This is a genomic window from Sorangium sp. So ce375, assembly GCF_051473855.1.
In the GTDB taxonomy this organism is placed as follows: Bacteria; Myxococcota_A; Polyangia; order Polyangiales; family Polyangiaceae; genus Sorangium.
In genome coordinates, this window is the sequence record NZ_CP150335.1 from 4026616 (window position 1) to 4044484 (window position 17869).

The 17869-nt window shown below is 68.7% G+C and carries 14 protein-coding genes; 3 read left to right on the forward strand and 11 right to left on the reverse strand.

What is annotated here, in order from left to right:
* Nucleotides 1–5 precede the first annotated feature (5 nt).
* From WME90_RS15120 to WME90_RS15160, 9 genes are all read right to left on the reverse strand, one after another.
* A complete protein-coding gene (locus tag WME90_RS15120; RefSeq protein ID WP_437281814.1) occupies nt 6–1136 on the reverse strand; it encodes a hypothetical protein in 1131 nt (376 codons plus the stop codon).
* A gap of 77 nt (nt 1137–1213) precedes the next feature.
* On the reverse strand, nt 1214–1468 hold the full coding sequence (locus tag WME90_RS15125) for a hypothetical protein (RefSeq protein WP_437281815.1): 255 nt from the start codon (nt 1466–1468) through the stop codon (nt 1214–1216).
* A 108-nt stretch (nt 1469–1576) separates the two neighbouring features.
* Entirely contained in the window at nt 1577–3025 is a 1449-nt protein-coding gene (locus tag WME90_RS15130) for a cytochrome c3 family protein (protein WP_437281816.1), read from the reverse strand.
* An 11-nt stretch (nt 3026–3036) separates the two neighbouring features.
* Nucleotides 3037–4728 carry a hypothetical protein gene (locus WME90_RS15135; protein ID WP_437281817.1) on the reverse strand — a complete coding sequence of 564 codons (1692 nt, stop codon included), beginning with the start codon at nt 4726–4728 and terminating at the stop codon, nt 3037–3039.
* A gap of 206 nt (nt 4729–4934) precedes the next feature.
* Nucleotides 4935–5696, reverse strand: coding sequence for a HEAT repeat domain-containing protein (locus WME90_RS15140; protein ID WP_437281818.1), 762 nt, complete (start codon nt 5694–5696; stop codon nt 4935–4937).
* A gap of 283 nt (nt 5697–5979) precedes the next feature.
* The gene (locus WME90_RS15145; RefSeq protein WP_437281819.1) at nt 5980–6780 is read right to left on the reverse strand and encodes a hypothetical protein; all 801 of its coding nucleotides are present in this window, start codon (nt 6778–6780) and stop codon (nt 5980–5982) included.
* Nucleotides 6781–6919: 139 nt separating this feature from the next.
* Nucleotides 6920–7849 (reverse strand): outer membrane beta-barrel domain-containing protein, encoded by a 930-nt coding sequence (locus WME90_RS15150; protein ID WP_437281820.1) that lies wholly within the window; start codon nt 7847–7849, stop codon nt 6920–6922.
* A 417-nt stretch (nt 7850–8266) separates the two neighbouring features.
* On the reverse strand, nt 8267–9628 hold the full coding sequence (gene ftsY / locus WME90_RS15155) for a signal recognition particle-docking protein FtsY (protein WP_437281821.1): 1362 nt from the start codon (nt 9626–9628) through the stop codon (nt 8267–8269).
* 152 nt (nt 9629–9780) lie between these two features.
* Nucleotides 9781–11520, reverse strand: coding sequence for a carboxypeptidase regulatory-like domain-containing protein (locus tag WME90_RS15160; protein WP_437281822.1), 1740 nt, complete (start codon nt 11518–11520; stop codon nt 9781–9783).
* A 526-nt stretch (nt 11521–12046) separates the two neighbouring features.
* Here WME90_RS15160 and WME90_RS15165 point away from each other — a divergent pair.
* Both WME90_RS15165 and WME90_RS15170 read left to right on the forward strand, forming a co-directional pair.
* The gene (locus tag WME90_RS15165; RefSeq protein WP_437281823.1) at nt 12047–12832 is read left to right on the forward strand and encodes a HEAT repeat domain-containing protein; all 786 of its coding nucleotides are present in this window, start codon (nt 12047–12049) and stop codon (nt 12830–12832) included.
* Between the two features lie 76 nt (nt 12833–12908).
* Nucleotides 12909–13778, forward strand: coding sequence for a HAMP domain-containing protein (locus WME90_RS15170; RefSeq protein ID WP_437281824.1), 870 nt, complete (start codon nt 12909–12911; stop codon nt 13776–13778).
* A 331-nt stretch (nt 13779–14109) separates the two neighbouring features.
* Here WME90_RS15170 and WME90_RS15175 read toward each other — a convergent pair whose 3' ends face one another.
* Together WME90_RS15175 and WME90_RS15180 are read right to left on the reverse strand one after the other, a co-directional pair.
* Nucleotides 14110–14469: a YraN family protein gene (locus WME90_RS15175; protein WP_437281825.1), complete on the reverse strand. Its 360-nt coding sequence runs from the start codon at nt 14467–14469 to the stop codon at nt 14110–14112.
* 199 nt (nt 14470–14668) lie between these two features.
* Complete coding sequence (locus WME90_RS15180) at nt 14669–15532, reverse strand: hypothetical protein (RefSeq protein ID WP_437281826.1); 864 nt, start codon at nt 15530–15532, stop codon at nt 14669–14671.
* 654 nt (nt 15533–16186) lie between these two features.
* On the opposite strand from WME90_RS15180, the gene WME90_RS15185 reads away from it, so the two are divergent.
* Nucleotides 16187–17848 carry a tetratricopeptide repeat protein gene (locus tag WME90_RS15185; RefSeq protein WP_437281827.1) on the forward strand — a complete coding sequence of 554 codons (1662 nt, stop codon included), beginning with the start codon at nt 16187–16189 and terminating at the stop codon, nt 17846–17848.
* The last annotated feature ends 21 nt before the right edge of the window (nt 17849–17869 follow it).

Consider the following 17869-nt stretch of genomic DNA (forward strand, 5'->3'; position numbering starts at 1 on the left):
CGCCGTCAGGGCGGGGTGACCGGAGCGGAGCAGTCCCGCGGCTCGGCGCCGTCGAGGATCCATGCGGACAGGATGTCGATGCCGTCCACGTACGGCGTGACGCTCCGATCGTCCGGCGCCTGCGGGTGGAACCGGAACAGGGGCTTTGAAGGCGGGGGCGGCATCGGCATCCCCACCACGAACGCCGCCTGAAGCCGCTCGGTCTCCTGGCGGAGCTTCTCCGCCTCATCTGCGGGCAAGGAGGGGTCGAGCGCGATCTGCCCGATGAGGATCTTGTAGAGCAGGTAGCTGTTCCCCGGGTTTCCCGGGTCGATGAGCGGCATGGCCCTGCCGAAGCGCTCCGGAGACGTCTCCGCCACGTGCGCCTTCTCGCCCATCTGCGTCTGGTGTGCGGCGTGTCCGATCACGGTCTCGAGGAGCGGCTCGATCCGGTTGAACATCGGCCCCCCCAGGTTCAGGTTCAGCCCTGCGGCGGCGCTTCCGTCGATGTGGCACCCCACGCAGGTGGAGAGGTAGTACGCGGCGCCCCGCACGCAGCCGACGCACGTCGGATCTAGGGGAGCGTCGCCCTGGCAATCTGCCGTGCCCGCGACGCACTCGAGATCTCGCTGGCAGAAGAAGTCGCCGCTCGGCGGGCGCTCCGGCATCGCCTGAGGTGGGAGCGCCGACGCGACGGTGAACTCGATGCGCGTGTTGCTGCCGAGCGGCGCGCCGTCGAACGCGCGGACGCCGGCCGGCGCGGCCTCGTCCGCCGGCCTGAGGACCGTCAGCGCATACCGGGCCCCCAGCTCAAGGCCCGGCATGCCCTCGATCTGGCGGAGAATGACCTCTCGCTGGACGGGGTTGTACGTGGGCGCCAGGGCGAGCGGGTTGACGCAGTCCGCGTACGTCTCCACCGGGGCCAGATCGCCCGAGACGCACACGAATTCGGCGCCGACCGCGCCGCTCACCGAGCTCGGCAGCAAGAAGCGATCGAACTTCAGCACGAGGCTCGCGGTCGACAGGACTTCGGTCGTGCCGGCCGGATCGAGCGCGGTGCGGACGGGCTGGTAGTTCTGGTCAAGGCTGGTTGTGGCTCGCGCCTCGATCAGCTGGACAGGAGGGGCGTCGATCGGCTGGAGCGAGGCCTCCCCCACGTCGCAACCGGCCGTAGCGAGGGCCGCGTGAAGGCAGAGGGGGAGGGGGGCGAGGCGCGTGGCGCGAGCCAGCGTGCTCAGCTCTCGGAATAGAGCGAGAGCTGCTCGCGAACGACCTTTTCGTTCACCCCGGACTGGATGTGCTCCTTGAGACAGTCGGCCAGCGTGATCAGCATGTCGTCTACCCCTTTCTCCTCGATGAGCTTCGACAAAAGTTGGCGTGCCTCCCGTCCGTCGTCCTCGCGGAGGAAGCCCCGCACTTGCTCCAGCGTGATTTCCCCCTGGAAATCGAGATAGAGGTTGTCGATCAGGTACTTGATCAGCTCCTTCACGCCCGTTCTCCTTGGCGTTCGCGGCGATCGTTAGGGAAGCCGCGCGCACTTCGCTATACCCGTCGCCGGAAGGCCAGGGCAAGGAATATACTGACGGATTTTGACTTTTCATTGGCACCGCTGCACGAACCTGTCGCTCGACTGATGGCACACCAGGCACGGACGCGGGTTCCGGGAGAACGCCGTCTTGCACTTGCTCTCGAACCCGAGCGGGTGCGGGTTCAGCCCTTGCCCGCCTGACGCCCCGCGCGTCGCGTGGCAGGTCGCGCAGTCCCGCTCGGTGTGGCAGGAAACGCACGCATTCAGGTTTCGCTCTGCTTCCCAGGCGTGGTGCTTCGCGCTCCGCGGCGCCGTGGTCCACTCCGCCGGCGGGGGATGGAAGCGGCGCCCGGCGGGCCGCGTTGCGCTCGGCGCATCGCGTGCCACGCCCGTCCGCCGGTGACAGTCCGCACAGAACGTCTGCTCCTGATGGCAGCTCACGCAGCGAGGATTGTCCTGCCGGGCCGCCTGCGGGTGCATCGAGAGGAAGTCGTTCGGATGGACGTTGCGCGGACGGATCTTCCCGTCATGGCAGTCGGTGCAGTAGTTCGCGCTGTGGCATGAGCCGCAGAAGGCGCTATCGTTCGCGGCGATCTGCTTGTGCCGCTCGAGCCAGTCGGGCGTGTGCCCCGCGCTGTGCAACCACGCGGGCGGCAGCAGATCGCCGGTGGCGAACGCCGTCACGAGCCGCCCGTCGGGGCGCGTCAGGTGGCAGACGTCGCAGTCGCTCTTCGCCTCGCCCTGGGCCGCGCCGCTCATGTTGTGGCACGTGAAGCAGCCGGCCATTCGCGGCAGCTGATCCCGCGTTGCGAGCTCGAGCCGGTCGACCCGGCCGTGGCACTGGCTGCACTTGATGTTCCGGCTCACGTGCTTCTGGTGAGGGAAGCGGAGGTTCGCGTGCGGGAGCACGAGCGGCGCCACCTTTCCATCGCTGCCAGCGTTCTCTCCGATATGGCAGTACGCACACTGTCCGTTCTCGTTCGTCCCCGCCTTCACCTGGGTGAGGTCGGAGTGATCGACATCATGACAGTTGTCGCACGTCTCGCTCGGCTTCGGCAGCAGCCGGTCGGTCACTGCGCCGCTCGTGTAGGCCGCGCCGTGGCACGACTTGCACGTCTGCTTGAGCCCCTTGACGTGCTTCTTGTGGTTGAAGCGGATCGTCAGCGTCTGCGGGGGGTAGATCTCGTCGCTCGGGATCGGGGTCGCGCTCGTCCCGGGCGGCATCCAGGCCAGAGGCACCTCCGCGTCGGCGGGCATCGGATGGAGGCCCGACGTGTACCCGCCGCGCGGCGCCTGCGCCGAGGCTTCTCCGTCGGCGTCGCCTTCCTCCGCGTCGCCATCGGCCGCCTCGGCGCTGTCGTCTCCTGCCGCCGCCGGCGGCTTCGGCTGGGCGGCAGCGTCAGGGCCCACGATCGCGAGCGCCAGCGCGCCCAGGCATGCGACGATCGCGACCCACCCGGGGACGAACCTCGCCTCGTTTCGCCGGGCGCGGCGCCGGCCGTCCTGTGTTGCGTCCATGCGATCCTCACTCACGGCGCCACCCGCAGGTTCACGAGGCCGACGACCCGGAAGCGCTGGCCCACCAGCCGGTTCATGTCGTGCTCCCACTCGAGCTTGAAATCTGCGACCTCGCCCGGCCGATACCCGGCCCCGAGGACATATCCGAACGATGTCGCGCTCCGGTCCGGCCTGAGCGGATCCTCCCAGTTGTACAGCGACACCCGCGCTCCGAGCGCATAACGCTGCCCGCTCAGCCGCTTCTCTCCCGAGAGATCAGCCCCTGTCCGGCGCCCGCGCTCGCCCGTCTGCAACATCCCGCGGAGCTCGACCGACGTCGTGCGCGTGCGGTAGCGGCCCGCGAGGTTCGCGAGCACATCGGTCGTGATCGTCGCGGCGCGGTTCTTCTCGTCGCGCCCATACTCGCTGACGTCACCGTTATCCGGATCGAGCGACGTCGTCCCGACGCAGTCCGGCCCCTCCCCAGCGGCCTCGCACTGGCCGGCGCCGAACTCCTCCGGGTTGCCTTCGGCGATCCACATCCGCGTGCCGCCCCAGGCCGCGACATCGACCTCTCGGGTGATGTCCACCGCCGCCCGTCCGGTGATCGTGGTGATGGGATCGTGGGTGAACCAGTTCCAGATCGAGTCGGCGTCGAACGTCGGAACGAAGTAGTCAACGTCCGCCCCAAGCGTCACGCGGCTTCCGGCGTACACCTCCAGGCCGCCGTAGAACGAGCCGACGCGCTGGTTGTAGAAGTCGTAGGTCACTCCACCCTTGAGGCCGCCGAGATCGGGTTTGTTGATGTTGGCCGCGTACCCGAGCCGGTCCTGCGAGATGCGCGACCCCTCGGTCGTCCGGACGCGCCCGTCCGCATCAGGGAACTGCTGGGTGATAGAGGTCCCCAGGTTGTAAACCCGGCGGTAGGTCAGGCGACCGTGGACGAAGCTCGGACCGGCGCTCTCGAGCGCGACGCCGAACGCCGGCGCCAGATCGGCCTCCTGATACGACGGGAAGTCGGCAGCGCTCCCGGGCTGAGTCCGGTCGTCGCCGAATCCCCGGTGGCTGCCGCGCCAGATCCCCTGCTGCTCGAAGCGCGACGTGGAGAGCGGCAGGCCGCCGCGCTGCTCGAGCCCGCCGTACGCCTCGAGTTGAACGTAGTAGGGCGTCGTCACCCGGACCAGAGCGCCATCGAACGACCACCACCCGAGCACGTCGCTCACGTACTGGCGGCCGACCCGGAAGCCGAGCCACCCGCTGGCGACGTTCCGCCCTTCGACGTACGCATACATCAGGTCGAGGGGCGCCTCGCGCAGCCCCGGGATGTAGCGCGAGCCGCCATCGATGCTGTAGTCGGTCTCGCCGCCCCGCTGAACGCCGGCGAGGTGGCCATTCATCCCGAAGTCCGCGTCGAGCCGGAGCCGAACGGTCGCCGAGTAGTCGGCCTTGCCTGGGGCGGAGTCCCCCTGGAGGTTGTAGACGGCGAGCCCCAGCGTCTGAAGGAGCCGCCGCCGTTCGATGTTCGTGTCGCCCCAGGGGCTCGCGACCTCGTAGGCCTGGACGCCGGTCGTCGACTGGACCTCGAAGTCGGCCGCGGCTGCGTTGCGCTGGACGAGCGCGCAAGGCAGCAGGCACGCCGCGGCCAGCGCGCGTGAGGGGGAGAGGCGACGAGCGCTTCCTGCGAGCGTCCCTGGGCGCGCCTCGCTGGATCGCGGGCGCGGCACGCGACGTCGTGACGGGAGCTCCGCCAGCCATGAGCGGTGCTCAATCACGGACTGTGCTCGCTTTCGTCTTGTGCGGGCCGGTCTTCGCGGCTTCGCTCTCAGCTGCCGCCGAGGGCTGAACAAGCATGGCGTGGAGTTTCGTCCACACGCCGTGATGCTGTCAACCTGATCGCAGGACGAACGGACTTGTCACGATGCGCGCTGGGTCAGCCGTATCCGGCGCCCTTCCGGAGCTTGCCGTCCGAGCCCACGCTGAAGCCGCTCGAGTCCTGGAGCGCTTGGCTCGTGCTGCTCCGCAGCTCGGCCGGCACCGTCCAGCCCCGGGTCATCAGCCCCTCGGCGACCTTGTTCTTCACCCGGACCGACTCCTCGGTCGCGAGCATCTTCACCAAGGCCGGCACGCTCGCCTCATCGCCCTGGGAGAAGATGGTCTGCACGGCGTGGAAACGGACCGTCTCGTTGACATCGTCGAGGAACCGCTCCACCGCTACCCGCACGTCGTCGCCCTTGATGTCGCACAGCGCGACGATGAGCTGCTGCTTCGGCTCGACGTTGCGCGCATACTCCGTGTCGAAGCGATCGAGCAGCTGGACGAGCTCGGTCCGGTAGTTGGCATCATCGAGCAACGCCCGCAGGATCTTGAGCGGCCAGGTGAGCGCCTCGGCCTTGACGCAGAACTCGACCACGGCCGGCACCGCGTCCTTGCCCGTATCGACGATCCCCCGGAACGCCAGATCTTTCTCCTCCTGATCCGTGATGGAGGGGTCGATCGAGAACGTGAAGCGCCTGAGGAGCGCCGCCGCTGCATCGGCGTTCTTCATCGCGGCGAGCGACTGGATGGCGTCGAGCCGATCGTACGTCTGTGCGCGCTTGTCCGCGACGACCTTGGCAGGACCGGCCACCTTCCTGTCGGAGGCGGCGCTCCCGGCAGGGGGATTGCTCTTGCGGAGAAAATCGAAAATACCCAACGCTGACCTCTGTTGGCTGTCCCCGCCGCCCGGCGCGAGCTCCCCGGCGATCACCGCCGGATCTCACCGCCGCGAGCCGAGCCATGGCGGGGGCGCACCTTCGTGCGCTACTGGCTCATCCGCGTCGTTCGGCTCGCTGCGGCGTACCTTCGTACGCCTCGCTCGCCTACCTAGCAGCTGAGCCCGTATCACACGAACCCGCACCCCGCTAGAGGGGGCTCCCAGCAGAGAGCGCTCCCCGCCCGAGCTGTCCCGGGCGGGCCGGCGTAAGCGTCTACTCGGTCTACTCGGTCGTCTTGATTCCGGTGGGGAGCTGGAAACTCAGGTTCACGGTCACCATGCTGGTGAAGTGGAATTCACGGTCCTTGTCGTCCACCTTGCGGTCAGGGAACGCTTCATCCGTGCCGAGCCCGTGGTTATCGAAGCCCGAGGTATTCCATGCGAACGGCAGGGCGCGCCACTCCGCGCCGAAGCCGATGAAGTCCGACGGGTAGAAGTTCCACCCGAGGCCGAACGTCGGCGCGAAGGCCATGCGGCTCTCGAGCCCGAAGGTGTTCGCGCAGTCCTCGGTGCACTGCTTGCGCTCCTTCACGCCGATGGCCGCGGCTCCCGCGAAGAAGCTCACGTCGGTGTCGACGAAGAGCTCGGCGAACAGGGCCAGCTTTCCGCGGAAGGGCACGACCGTGATCTGAGGGGCCGCGACCCACTGGATCTGGCCAAGCTGATCCTTCGTCAGGTCGCCCTTGGTCAGGTTGACCTCGGTCAGCTTGCACGCCTTCGTGAACGGCTGGGCGTCGCAGTTGCGCGAGTCGATCGCGACACGCTGGAGCTCGTCCGTCAGCCCGGCGTTGTACTGAAACCCGTACCCGCCCCAGGCGCCGATGCCGAGCCAGTCCGTGAGATGGTAGGTGAGCCGCAGGCCCGGCATGATCGTCCGCCGGTACTCGTCCAGCAGCGTGAACGATGCGCCTGGGGCCACCTCGAACCGCCCCTCACGGTGGAGCCGGAGCTTTCGCACGGCGGGCGCGCCGGCCAGAGGGCCCGTGAGCTGGATCTCCTGCGCCTCCGCGGGCGCAGCCGTCATCAGAAGTGCACAGCCGGTAAGCCCTGCCACCACGGTGCAGAGGCTTTGGACGAATCGACGCATCATGCCTGTCCCCGTCTTTGGCTGAATCATCCTATGTCTCGCGCTCGGCGTCTGCGCGTCCCCGCGTCCAAAGTCCTCACTTCGGCAGCCGGTATTCCCAGGAGAACGGCAGGAAGACCGACAGTCCAACCTGCGCCTGTACGTTGTTGGTGAAGCTGTTCCCCTCGGCGAGCCATGTGCTCTTGTCCTGAGGGTTCGCTGCGACGCTGGGGTTCTCGAGCTCGTCGAAGAAGATGTAGTCGCTGACCTCGAACATCGCCGCAAACCAGCGGTTGAAGAAGATGCGGAGGCCGCCGCCGACATGGAAGGAGAGCTTAGGCTTCCAGTCGAAACTGCGGTTGTCCGGATCGACGACGGCCATCGGCCTCGTCGAGATCGCGCCGACACCGCCCAGTACGAAGAAGTCGTAGTGGAAGATGAAGTCGCTGAACCCGGCGAACTTGCCGTACGCGGGGACGTACGTGAAGTTCGCGTTCGCGTTCCACTGATACTCGGTGATCGGCTCGCCGACACGCGCCGCCCTGCTCGTCTGGAAATTGAAGTCCGACGGCGTGTTGAGGCCACCGTACCAGTTGCCGTTGACCCCGATCGCGAGGACGTTGGTGAGGTACCAGTTGACCGCGAGCCCCGGCCCGTTGTGGCCGACGAACTGATCGTTCATCGTCAGCCCGAAGTACGGGTTCACCTCGAAGCGGTGGTAGCGCAGCGCGTAGATCTGCTGCACCGCGTAGGTCTCGTTCTTGAGATCCTTCGCGGCTTCCTTCTCCAAATTGATCGTGGGACACGCCGTCGGGTCGATCTTACAGATGTCCCCAAGCCCCGTCTCCTCGCCGCCATCGGTCGGAGCCGCGGGGGCCTCCGCCGGCTCCGTGCCCTCGGCAGGAGTCTCTGGCTCGTCGAGGTTGATTTCCTTGGGTTGCTGTTTTGGCTGAGCCGATGCCGTGAGCGGCACCGCGACCAGCGCAGCCGCAACGAGAAGCCCCACGCGAGCCTGGTTCATCGCCATCCCTTCCGAAGTCCGTGCGATGCGAGCGATCGATCGCCCAGCTAGTACAGCTTCCTAACTACTCGAATTCATTAACTAATTCGGTCAACCGCCAAGCCCGACGGACTATATCACGCCGAAAATAAAAGGATCAACAACCAAATCCTTTTGCCATGGACGACCGGCGCGTTCGCTGAGGGCACGCGACCGTGTGGACTCGCGCCGAGCAGCAGATTCGCTGCACAATCACCGCGGGCTCGGATCTCCTGTGTGCTTGCGCCGGGGGCACGACGATGCGGGCCCCTGAGGTTCAGCGGTAGGGGCGCGGCGTGTTGAGAGCTCGGTGCCATCGCCCGTCGGTTGGACCGATGTCGAGCCGAGCGATTGGGTGGTGAGGGGAGATCGAGCGACGCGAGCGATCGCGCGACGGAGCGCGGCTCAGGCGGCCGCGTCTTCGGAGCCGCTCGCGCGGCCGAGCATCGCCTCGACGAACTCGTCGGGCTCGAACTCGCGGAGGTCTTCCGCGCGCTCGCCGATGCCAACGTACCGGACCGGCAGCCCGTGCTCGGCGCAGATGCCGAGGATGACGCCGCCCTTGGCGGTTCCGTCGAGCTTCGTCAGCACGATGCCGGTGATGGGCAGCGCCTCCTTGAAGAGCGCGGCCTGCTGCATGGCGTTCTGGCCGTTCGTGGCGTCGAGCACGAGCAGCGTCTCGTGAGGCGCGCCCTCGAGCGCTTTGTTCATCGTGCGCGCGACCCGGGCCAGCTCCTCCATGAGGTTCGTCTTCGTGTGCAGCCGGCCGGCGGTGTCGGCGAGGACCACGTCGGCGCCCGTGTCCTTCGCCTTCTGGATCGCATCGAAGATCACCGCGCCGGGGTTCGCGCCGTCCTTGCCGCGCACGACCTCGCAGCCGACGCGCTTGCCCCAGACGTTGAGCTGCTGCACCGCCGCTGCCCGGAACGTGTCGCCCGCGGCGAGCACCACCGTCCGGCCCTCGGCCTTGAGCTGCGTCGCGAGCTTGCCGATGGTGGTCGTCTTGCCCACGCCGTTCACGCCGACCACCATCACCACGGTGGGCTGCGCCTTGAGCGGCAGCCCGCCGCCGGCGCCGACGCGCAGGATCCGCTTCGCGTGCTCGCGCAGCGCGTCCCAGACCTTGTCGGTGTCGGCGAGCTCGTTTCTGCTGAGCGCCGAGCGGATCTCGTCGAGGAGGAGCTCTGACGTCTTCACGCCGACGTCCGAGGTGAGCAGCACCTCTTCGATCTGCTCGACGACGTTGGGATCGATCTCCTTCTTGCCGGCGAACAGCGCCTTGAGCCGGCCGAAGAACCCCTCGCTCTCCCGCACCTTCGTGAGGCCTTTGCGGAGCCCCTCGATGTCTCGCTTGCGCGCGGCAGGGGGCGCGGTCTCCCGCGCCGGTCTGGCGGCCGGCTTGACGGCCGGCGCCTCGATCGCGGGCGCGACGGGCGCCTCCGCGACCGTGGGCTTGGGCGCCGACGGCGGGGCGGCGGGCGGCGGCGCGACGGGCTCCTCGACAGGGACCGGCGCCGCCGCGGGCGGCTCCTCCCGCGGCGCGGGCTCCTTCGCCTTCGCAGGAGGAGCCTCCTCCGCCGGAGGCTTCTTCTGGGCGCGCTTTTCGGTCGGCTTGTCCGCCGGCTTCTCGGAGGGCTGCTTCGCCTTCTCCTGGAGCTTCTTCGGTTCGGGGGGCGCTGCGATCTCCGGTGGCGACGCCTTCTTCGTGACGAAGTAGACGATCGCCGCCACCACGACGAGGCCGACGATAATTAGGGCGATTTCCACGTTGGCGTTCTCCGGCGAGGGTGCCGACTATATGGGACGCACCCCATACGTCAACGTGCGGCCGCGCGGGGGCGTGATCCGGCCAGCGAAACGCCAGATCGGCGCGGCGGTGGAGCCGGCGCCGCGCGTCCGGTGCGCCCCCTGCGTCCCGTTCACGGGGCCAGCTGCGAGACGCCCGGCTTGGGCTCCGATGTCCCGAGGTCCTGCTCGAGCCCCTCGTCGACGGGATCGGGACCGAAGGCGGCGTGCTCGATCCGGCTTGCCCAGAGCTCGACCTCGCGCTGCTGGACCCTGCTCGCCACGCGGCGCACGTGCCCGGGCGTCGGCTCCGGCGGCCCCTCGAAGGGCGCTCCCTGGCGCCGCGCCCAGCGGACGAGGCGGTCGAGCACGGCGCGGCGCCGCGTGACCAGCGCGATGCCCAGCTTGCTCGGCGACGGGAGCGCCTGCTCATGGCTGCTGTGCGTCGGCGCGCGGACCACGAGCTTCGCGTCGCTCCGGTACGGCGCCTCCAGCAAGAACTCGCCGACGTCGTCGGTCAGCGCGCGGGCGATGACGCCGCTGCCGTCGAACGCCGGCACGACGATCGTGATCTCGGCGCGCGCGATGGGGGTACCGTCGTGCGCGTCGGCGACGGCGCCGCGCCAGCCGGTCGCGCCCTCGAGCGGCCCCATGACGCGCACGCCAGCGCGGCCGGGCGGCGCGACGGGCCGCTCGTCGCTTGCGCGCGCAGCAGCGCGCTTCGGAGCCCGCCGCCAGCCGCCGAGCACCCAGCCCGCGATGGCGAGGACGGCGGCGCCGAGCGCGAGTTGCCTCCACGCCCCCGGGCCCGCGACGGGCACGTCGATCGCGAGCTCCGCGCCGGGGATCCACCACGGGGAGGCGGGCACGTATCGAAGGGTGATCGGCACCGTCCCCTCACGCTCGGCGGTGAACGCGGCGATCACCCGCGCCTTGCCGTCGGTCACGGCGGCCGCCCCGACGGGCTCGCCCGCGCGCAGCGCCTCGACCACGCCGCCCTCGACAGGGCCACGGGACGAGCGCACCTCGAGGTCGATCGGCACGCCGTCCTCCGCGCGCGTCGGCTCGACCGGGCGCGACAGCTCGAGCGTGACCTGCGCGTACCGGACGACGCCCTGGCTGACGATCGCCTTCGCGAGCGTGGCGGTTCCATCAAAGCGCGCGCGCAGCATGCCCTGCCCGGCGCCGTCGAGGCGCTCGGTCGGGAGCTCGAAGCGCGCGCGGCCGTCGCCGCCGGTCGGCGCCTCCGCGAGCTGCGCGCCGCGCTCGTCCTCGAGCACGACCGGGAGCCGCTCGCGCTCGAACGGCGCGCCGCTCGGGACGTCGCGCGCGCCGCTGCGATCGATCCGGAGCGCCACGGTGACGTTCACCGTCGGGCGATCGAGATCGACGGCGTCCACGGGCGGATCGAACCGCAGGATCACCGGCGCGAGCGGGGCCGCGTTCGCCTCGATCGGGATCTTCGCCTCGACCGCGTCGTAGAGCTTTCCTCCCGGGAACCGGATGCGCAATGTCGCGCCCGCGAGCGGCGCGCGCCCGCGGAGGCAGAACCCGCCGCGCTCGTCTGTGGCGATCACGTACCCGCCCTGCGAGGGGCGGGGCTCGCGGACGCGCGCCGCGCCGTCGGCTGCGCACCCGTCCATCGCTGGCAGGCCCGTTGGCGCGCCGGTGCTCGTGAGGGCATCGATGGAGAGCGGCGCCTCCGCGATCGCGCTCCGCGCGTCGTCGACGACGGTTCCGCGCACGACGAACCCGTCGTTGGGCTCGGTCCATGCGACCGCGTCGATCTGCGCGCTTCCTCGCACATGGATGCGGAGCGGCGCACCTTGCGTCTGCGCGTGCGCCGAGGACGCCGCCGCGAGCGCCGTGGCCACCAGGAGCGCACCTGGCGAGCTTCGTCTCAGTCCGCGCATCTCCCGATGGCCTCCGGCGAGCTCCTCATCATGGTCGCGCATTATCCGTCACGCGGGCGCAGCACGGGCAAGGGGAAGCCGATCCGCCGCCGCGCCGAGCTCGCGCTCGCCCGGCGCCTGCGGCGCGAGCGAGCGAGCAGGCGGCGAGTGCGGACGTAAGCGGACGTGAGCGGACGTGCACGCGAGGCGGCGACAGCGCGCCGGATCCACGACGATGGCGGATGGAGGGTGGATAGATAAGCGGATGGTGAAGCCGTGTTCGCCGCGAACCCAACATCGTTCACGCGTTGAAGCGCCGCGGGCAGGCGGCGTCAAACCGTCCAGTCTGGTGGCAGCGAGGAGCGAGCGAATGCAAGGCAAAAGTGCGAGCGTGTGCGCACCAAATTTCGGGTGGAGACCCGCTGATCGGATCGCCACGGCGGCGATGCGCTCGTGTATCGTCGGACGTGGAATGCGTCGGCCCTTTTCTGCGCTCGTGTTGCTGGTTGTGACGCTTGTACTGTCGCTGATACCCACGAAGCTCTACGCGGATCAGCGCACGAGCTACTTCGCCGACCAGCTCAGGACCAACGAGGACTATCGCGTCCGAACGCAGGCGGCGCTCGCGCTCGGCGCGTCGGGAGACGACGCCGCCACGAAGCCGCTCTGCGATGCCCTCACGGACGGCAACGCATCGGTCAAGGTCGCGGCGGCCGCGGCGCTCGGCAAGCTCGGCAAGCCGGCGGGGCTCGCGTGCTTGGAGCGGGCCGAGGGCCGCGAGCAGACGCCGGCCGTCAAGTCGCAGATGCAGAAGTCGATCGCGGCGCTGTCCGCCGGCGGCGGGGGTGGCTCGGCTGCGCCGCCGCCGCCGGGCGCGGACACGAAGTACTACGTGGCCATCGAGATCACGAACAAGAGCGGCCGCCCCGAGGCGGAGATCGAGCCGCTCGTGCGCGCCGCGATTCAGTCGAAGCTCCTCGCGAAGGCCGGCTACGCGGTCGCCCCCAAGGGCGAGACGGTGGCGCAAGGCAAGAAGATTCTGAACGGCAAGAAGCTGAAGGGCTTCTATCTCCTCGCCACGGTCGAGCCCGCCGTGTACCAGGGCGGCAACCTCACCCAGGTGGTCCGGGTCAGCATGTGGACCTATCCGTCCAAGTCGCTTCAGGGTGAGTTCGCGCCGAAGCTCACGCAGAGCGGCACCCCGAAGAAAGACGTCCAGAGCGAGAACATCCTGATGAAGATGTGCGTCGAGAACGCGGTCGACACCTTCCACAAGGTCGTCGCGTCGCTGTGACGCGCCTTCGCTGCTCGATATCGGCTTCTCCAGTGCCCCACGACCGTTGTCATCTCCAGCCAGCTTCGAGGATCCCATGAGCGACGCTTCCAGCACGGCCCCGCAGACCTCCGCGCCGGAGGTCAGAGCGCGCTACCAGCGGAGCGCGCGGAACTATCTGCTCGACCAGAACTTCCAGCTGAAATACACGGGCTTCCTCGTGGGGATCAGCCTTGCGCTCTCCGTTGCGCTAGGGATCCTCCTCTGGAACGCGAGCTCGAAGATCATCGAGCAGAGCCGCAGCGCCGTGCAGCAGGGACAGGAGACGGTCCGTCAGGGTCAGGAGACCGTCAAGCGCGGCCAGGAGGTGCTCGTCCAGAGCCGTCGGGTCAGCGAGGTCGTCGCGATGAACATCGCGAAGGAGTACCGGGACGACCCCGAGCTCGCGAAGACGTTCGGCGATGCGGCGCAGCGCGACGAGAGCACGCTCAAGGACGAGCAGTCGCGGCTCGAGCGCGATGCGGCGACGCTGCAGCAGCGGGCCGAGGTGCTCGAGCGGCAGGCCGCCGAGGTCGCGCACAACCAGCAGATGCTGCTCCGCCTCATCGTCGCGCTCCTGTCGTTGCTGGTCCTCGGCGTCGGCGTCGCGGGCATCGTCTTCACGCACAAGATCGCCGGGCCGATCTTCAAGATGAAGCGGCTGCTCCGCCAGGTCGGCGAGGGCAAGCTGGTCGTGCGCGAGAAGCTCCGCAAGGGCGACGAGCTCCAGCACTTCTTCGAGGCGTTCGAGAAGATGGTCGAGGACCTGAGGGCGCACCAGCAGGCGAAGATCGCCAAGATGGACGCGATCCTCGGGAACCTCGAGGCGGGAGCGCGCGACGAGAAGGGGACGATGGAGATCGATCCCGAGGGCCTCTCGCAGCTGAAGCGCCTCCGCAGCGAGATGCAGGAGCAGCTCGACGCGTGATCGAGCCCGCGCGCGATCACGCGCGTGCGCACTCTCCGAACCCAGTCCGAAATCAACCCCAAAAATCGGAAAATCACGGACCGCACAGGCTGTGTGGTCCCCCAAGGGATCCGCCGTCCCCGCGCGTTCCCGCCGATCCGCCCGTCGCAGCGCAGTCTTCGCCGCTCCGACGGTCGCCGCGCAGTCCTCGCCGCTCCGACGGTCGCCGCGCGGTGCTCGCGCGCACAGGAGACGGGTCCAGATCGGCGTTTTCGGCACGGAGGCATACTCCGGTACGCCGAGTACCGAAAACGTCGAGATGGGCCCGTATCCGCAGCGCGCGAGCACCGCGCTAGAAGGCGGCTTTGACGATCTCGACCGTGGCCTCTCCGCTCGGGAGGAACGTCACGGACGCGGCGTCGAAGCGCATCCTCTCCACGCCGCGCACACGCGAGAACCTGGCACGCCAGAGCTGCTCGCCCGCTCGCCGCACGCGGGCGCGCTTGCTCGCGTCGATGCTGTCGAGGGCGCGGACGTATGAACCGGCGCCGCGCGTCCGCACCTCGATGATCACGATGACGGGGCCGTCGCGCGCGATCACGTCGATCTCCAGCCGCCCGACCCGCGCGTTGCGCGCGACGATCTCCACGCCCTGCGCGGCGAGGTGAGCGACGACCGCGTCCTCCGCGCGTGCGCCGAGCGCTCGCCGCACGTCGGCTGTCGGAGCGCCGGCAGGCCTGCTCCCGGGCCGGCGCGGCGCCGAGGTCCCCGGAGCGCCGCGCATCGCGGTGCTCCGGGGCGGCAGGCCGTCGTGTGAGTCCGAAACGTCGCTGGGAGGGAGGGAGGTGCCGGCCAGATCGGCCGTCGCCGGTCGAGGGCTGCGCGGGCCGCGGCGGCCGGTCACCCGACGCCTAGAAGCCTTCGCACTGATCCGAGTTGGCGCGGCCCTGCACGTCGCCGCAGGCCCCCTCGTTCTCGAACTGCGTGCCCTGCTTGATGCAGTACTTCCCGGTGATGTTCGGATCCCCGAGCCCGACGTTCGGGCGGATCTCCGAGCACGTGAAGCCCTGCGGGCACTCGCAGAAGTTGAAGTTCGGGTCGTCCTTCTCTCCATCGGCCACGCCGCACCGGCACGAGCAGTACACCGCCTGCTGCGCGTTCCGGTTCGAGTTGCCGGCGCACTGGCCACACACGGGCGCCGCGATGGGATCCTTGGTCCCCGGAACGCAGCAAGGCTTGCCCTCGTTCTCCGCGGCCGACTTGGTCGGGTCCTGGCAGTCGTCGGGGATCGTGTCGCGGCAGATGTGCAGCTCGCAGACCCCCTTCTCCGTGTTGCAGTCCCACCCCCCGCTGGGGCAGTCCTCGGGGCCATCGCAGCGGCAGAAGGCGCCCGCGCTGTCGCACACGCCGCTGAGGCACTGGCTGTTGCCGCCATCCGGCTTCGCCGGATCGCAGTCGGGCGCGTAGTACGACTCCGACAGCACGCAATTGGTGCAGCCGGGCTGCCCGGGCCTACAGGTCGGGGGCGCCTCCTGGCCGAGCGGGCAGCTCACACGCCCCTGGAAGTGGTTCACCAGGCAGATCCGCGTCTGGCACTGGAAGGACCGCGATTCGATGTTCTCTTCCGTCACCTTGAAGCCAGCGAACTGCGGATCGTACTCATCTTCAGGAAGACACGGGTCGCCGACGCCGCCGCTCTCGCACGCGGAGGGCAGGCTCGCCATTGCGACGACGCTGAGCAGGCCGAGCAGGCCGGACAGAATGGAACGGGTCATCAGAACGTGCTCCTTCGGCGGCGGTGCGCGCCACCGCTTCGGCAGCGGCGCGCGGACGGGAGGCAAGAAAACGCTCGAGTCGAGGTGCTCAAAGGCACAACGTCAGCGGTTGGACCCTAGACGAAGCGCGCCTTGAGCGTCAACAGCCGGATGGGCGCGCCCGTCCACGTCGCCGAGGTGGCCGGGCGCCGCCGGCGCGACGCGTTCGACCCTGCGCGCGCAGGTCCCTTGGCAGCGGACGGTCAGGCTGCCGCCTGGGCGGCGGCGGTGCGTCGGCGGCGCGACGATCGCGTTTAAGGAAGCGACCGCGCCTCCGTTCGATAATTCCACCATCGACACCTACGCAGTGCGCAACCCCAAGGCCGGCGCGGCGCCCCGTGTCTCAGGACGGGAATACAAGAGGGGCCCCACGCCCGGCATCGCTTGACAAGCTGCGCGCCACAATCCTACCATCCCCCGCCACACGCAAGTATCCGTTGATTCTCATTGAACTTTTTGGTTCCCGACCGAGCTGCCTCGGGGGTCTACGGCGCGCGTTCCCTGTGTGTGGAGCCGCGAAACGGGGCGAAGGGGCCACGATCTTTACGTCGCCGAAAGCGAGGAACGACGATGCGGAACCGGGTGGCGAGTATCTGCCTTGTAGCTTCTGCCCTGTTGCTGTCCCCCGCCGTGGGGCATGCGCAGCCCGGCAAAGGTAAGCCCGTCGCGGCTGAGAAGGCGGACGCCAAGGGCGACAAGAAGCCCAGCAAAGAGGTCAACCTCGACGAGGATGCGGGCCCCGTGACCGCGGGCCAGATGACGGAGGAGGCGGCGCAAGGCAAGCGGCTCTTCGACAGCGAGCGCTGGAGCGACGCCGCGCGGCAGCTGAAGCGCGTCGTCGACGGCGACACCGGGGACGACGAGGGCAACAAGCAGATCGCCCAGTACCACCTCGCGATCGCGCTCTACCGCCTGCAGTTCTACCAGGCGAGCTATGCGATCTTCTCGCAGATCGCCGACAAGCCGAACCACCTCAAGTTCAACGAGACGCTGCTCTGGCTGTCCAAGCTCGCGACGCAGCTCCCGGAGCCGGCGGACATCATCGAGCGCGTCGGCAAGTACAAGACCGAGCAGGTCGCGCGGTTCAACAACCCCCAGCAGCGTGACCTCTACTGGCAGCTCAACTACCTGCTCGGCCGCTACAAGTACCGGAACCGGAACTACGAGGAGGCCATCAGCCTCTTCGCCAAGGTCGACCCGAAGAGCAAGTACTACGTCCAAGCGCAGTTCTTCAGCGGCATCTCGTACGTGCAGCTGCGCAAGTCGGTGCCGGCGGTCAAGTCGTTCCAGCGCATCGTCCAGGCGATCGACGAGGGCGTCGAGGGCCTCGAGGACGAGGCGCGCATGCGCGACCTCGCCTTCCTCTCGATGGCGCGCACCTACTACTCGGCGTCCGTTCGCCTCGACGACAACAACGTTCCGACGATCGACGCCGCGAAGCTCTCGGCCGCCGTCAAGTACTGGAACCGCGTCGACGTCGCGAGCGAGTACTGGCTTGACAGCCTCTTCGAGCAGTCCTGGGCGTACTTCATGGCGGGGCTCTACCCGCAGGCGCTCGGCAACATCCACACGATCGAGTCGCCCTACTTCCCGAACTCGTTCTATCCCGAGGCCGACATCCTGAAGGCCGTCGTCTCGTTCACCATCTGCCAGTACGGCGACGCGACCACGATCGTCGCGAAGATGAAGAAGAAGTACGAGCCGATCAAGAAGGACCTCGAGTCGATCCTGTCCCGCTACCAGGGGGAGGGGAACGAGGAGCGGTTCTTCCAGTTCCTGAAGGACGTGGGCGCCGGCAAGGGCGACATCCCGCCGCGGGTCCGCCCGATCGTCGAGAACGCGCTCTCCGATCGCCAGCTCCGCCGCAACATGGAGTACGTGCGCATCCTCGATGAGGAGGCGGAGCGGTTCAAGAAGGCGCCCGCCAACTTCCGCAACTCCCCGGTGGGGAGCGACGTGACCGACGCGCTCGAGTTCGCGAGGAGCCTCGCGATCCGGAACGCCGGCACGCTCGGCCGGGAGCGCTACCAGCGCAACCTCGACGAGCTCAACGAGCACCTCCGCGACTCGTCGAAGATCCTCATCGACATCACCGCGGCCGAGAGGAACAAGCTGGATCAGCAGGTCGTCAGCGGCCAGCTGTCGAAGGAGGACGCGCTGACGTACGGCGTCGTCAAGCCCGACGACGAGCACGTGCTCTGGCCGTTCGACGGCGAGTACTGGCGCGACGAGCTCGGCTTCTACCGGCAGGTCGTGACGTCGAAGTGCAGCAAGTGAGCGATTTCATCATGGTTGGCC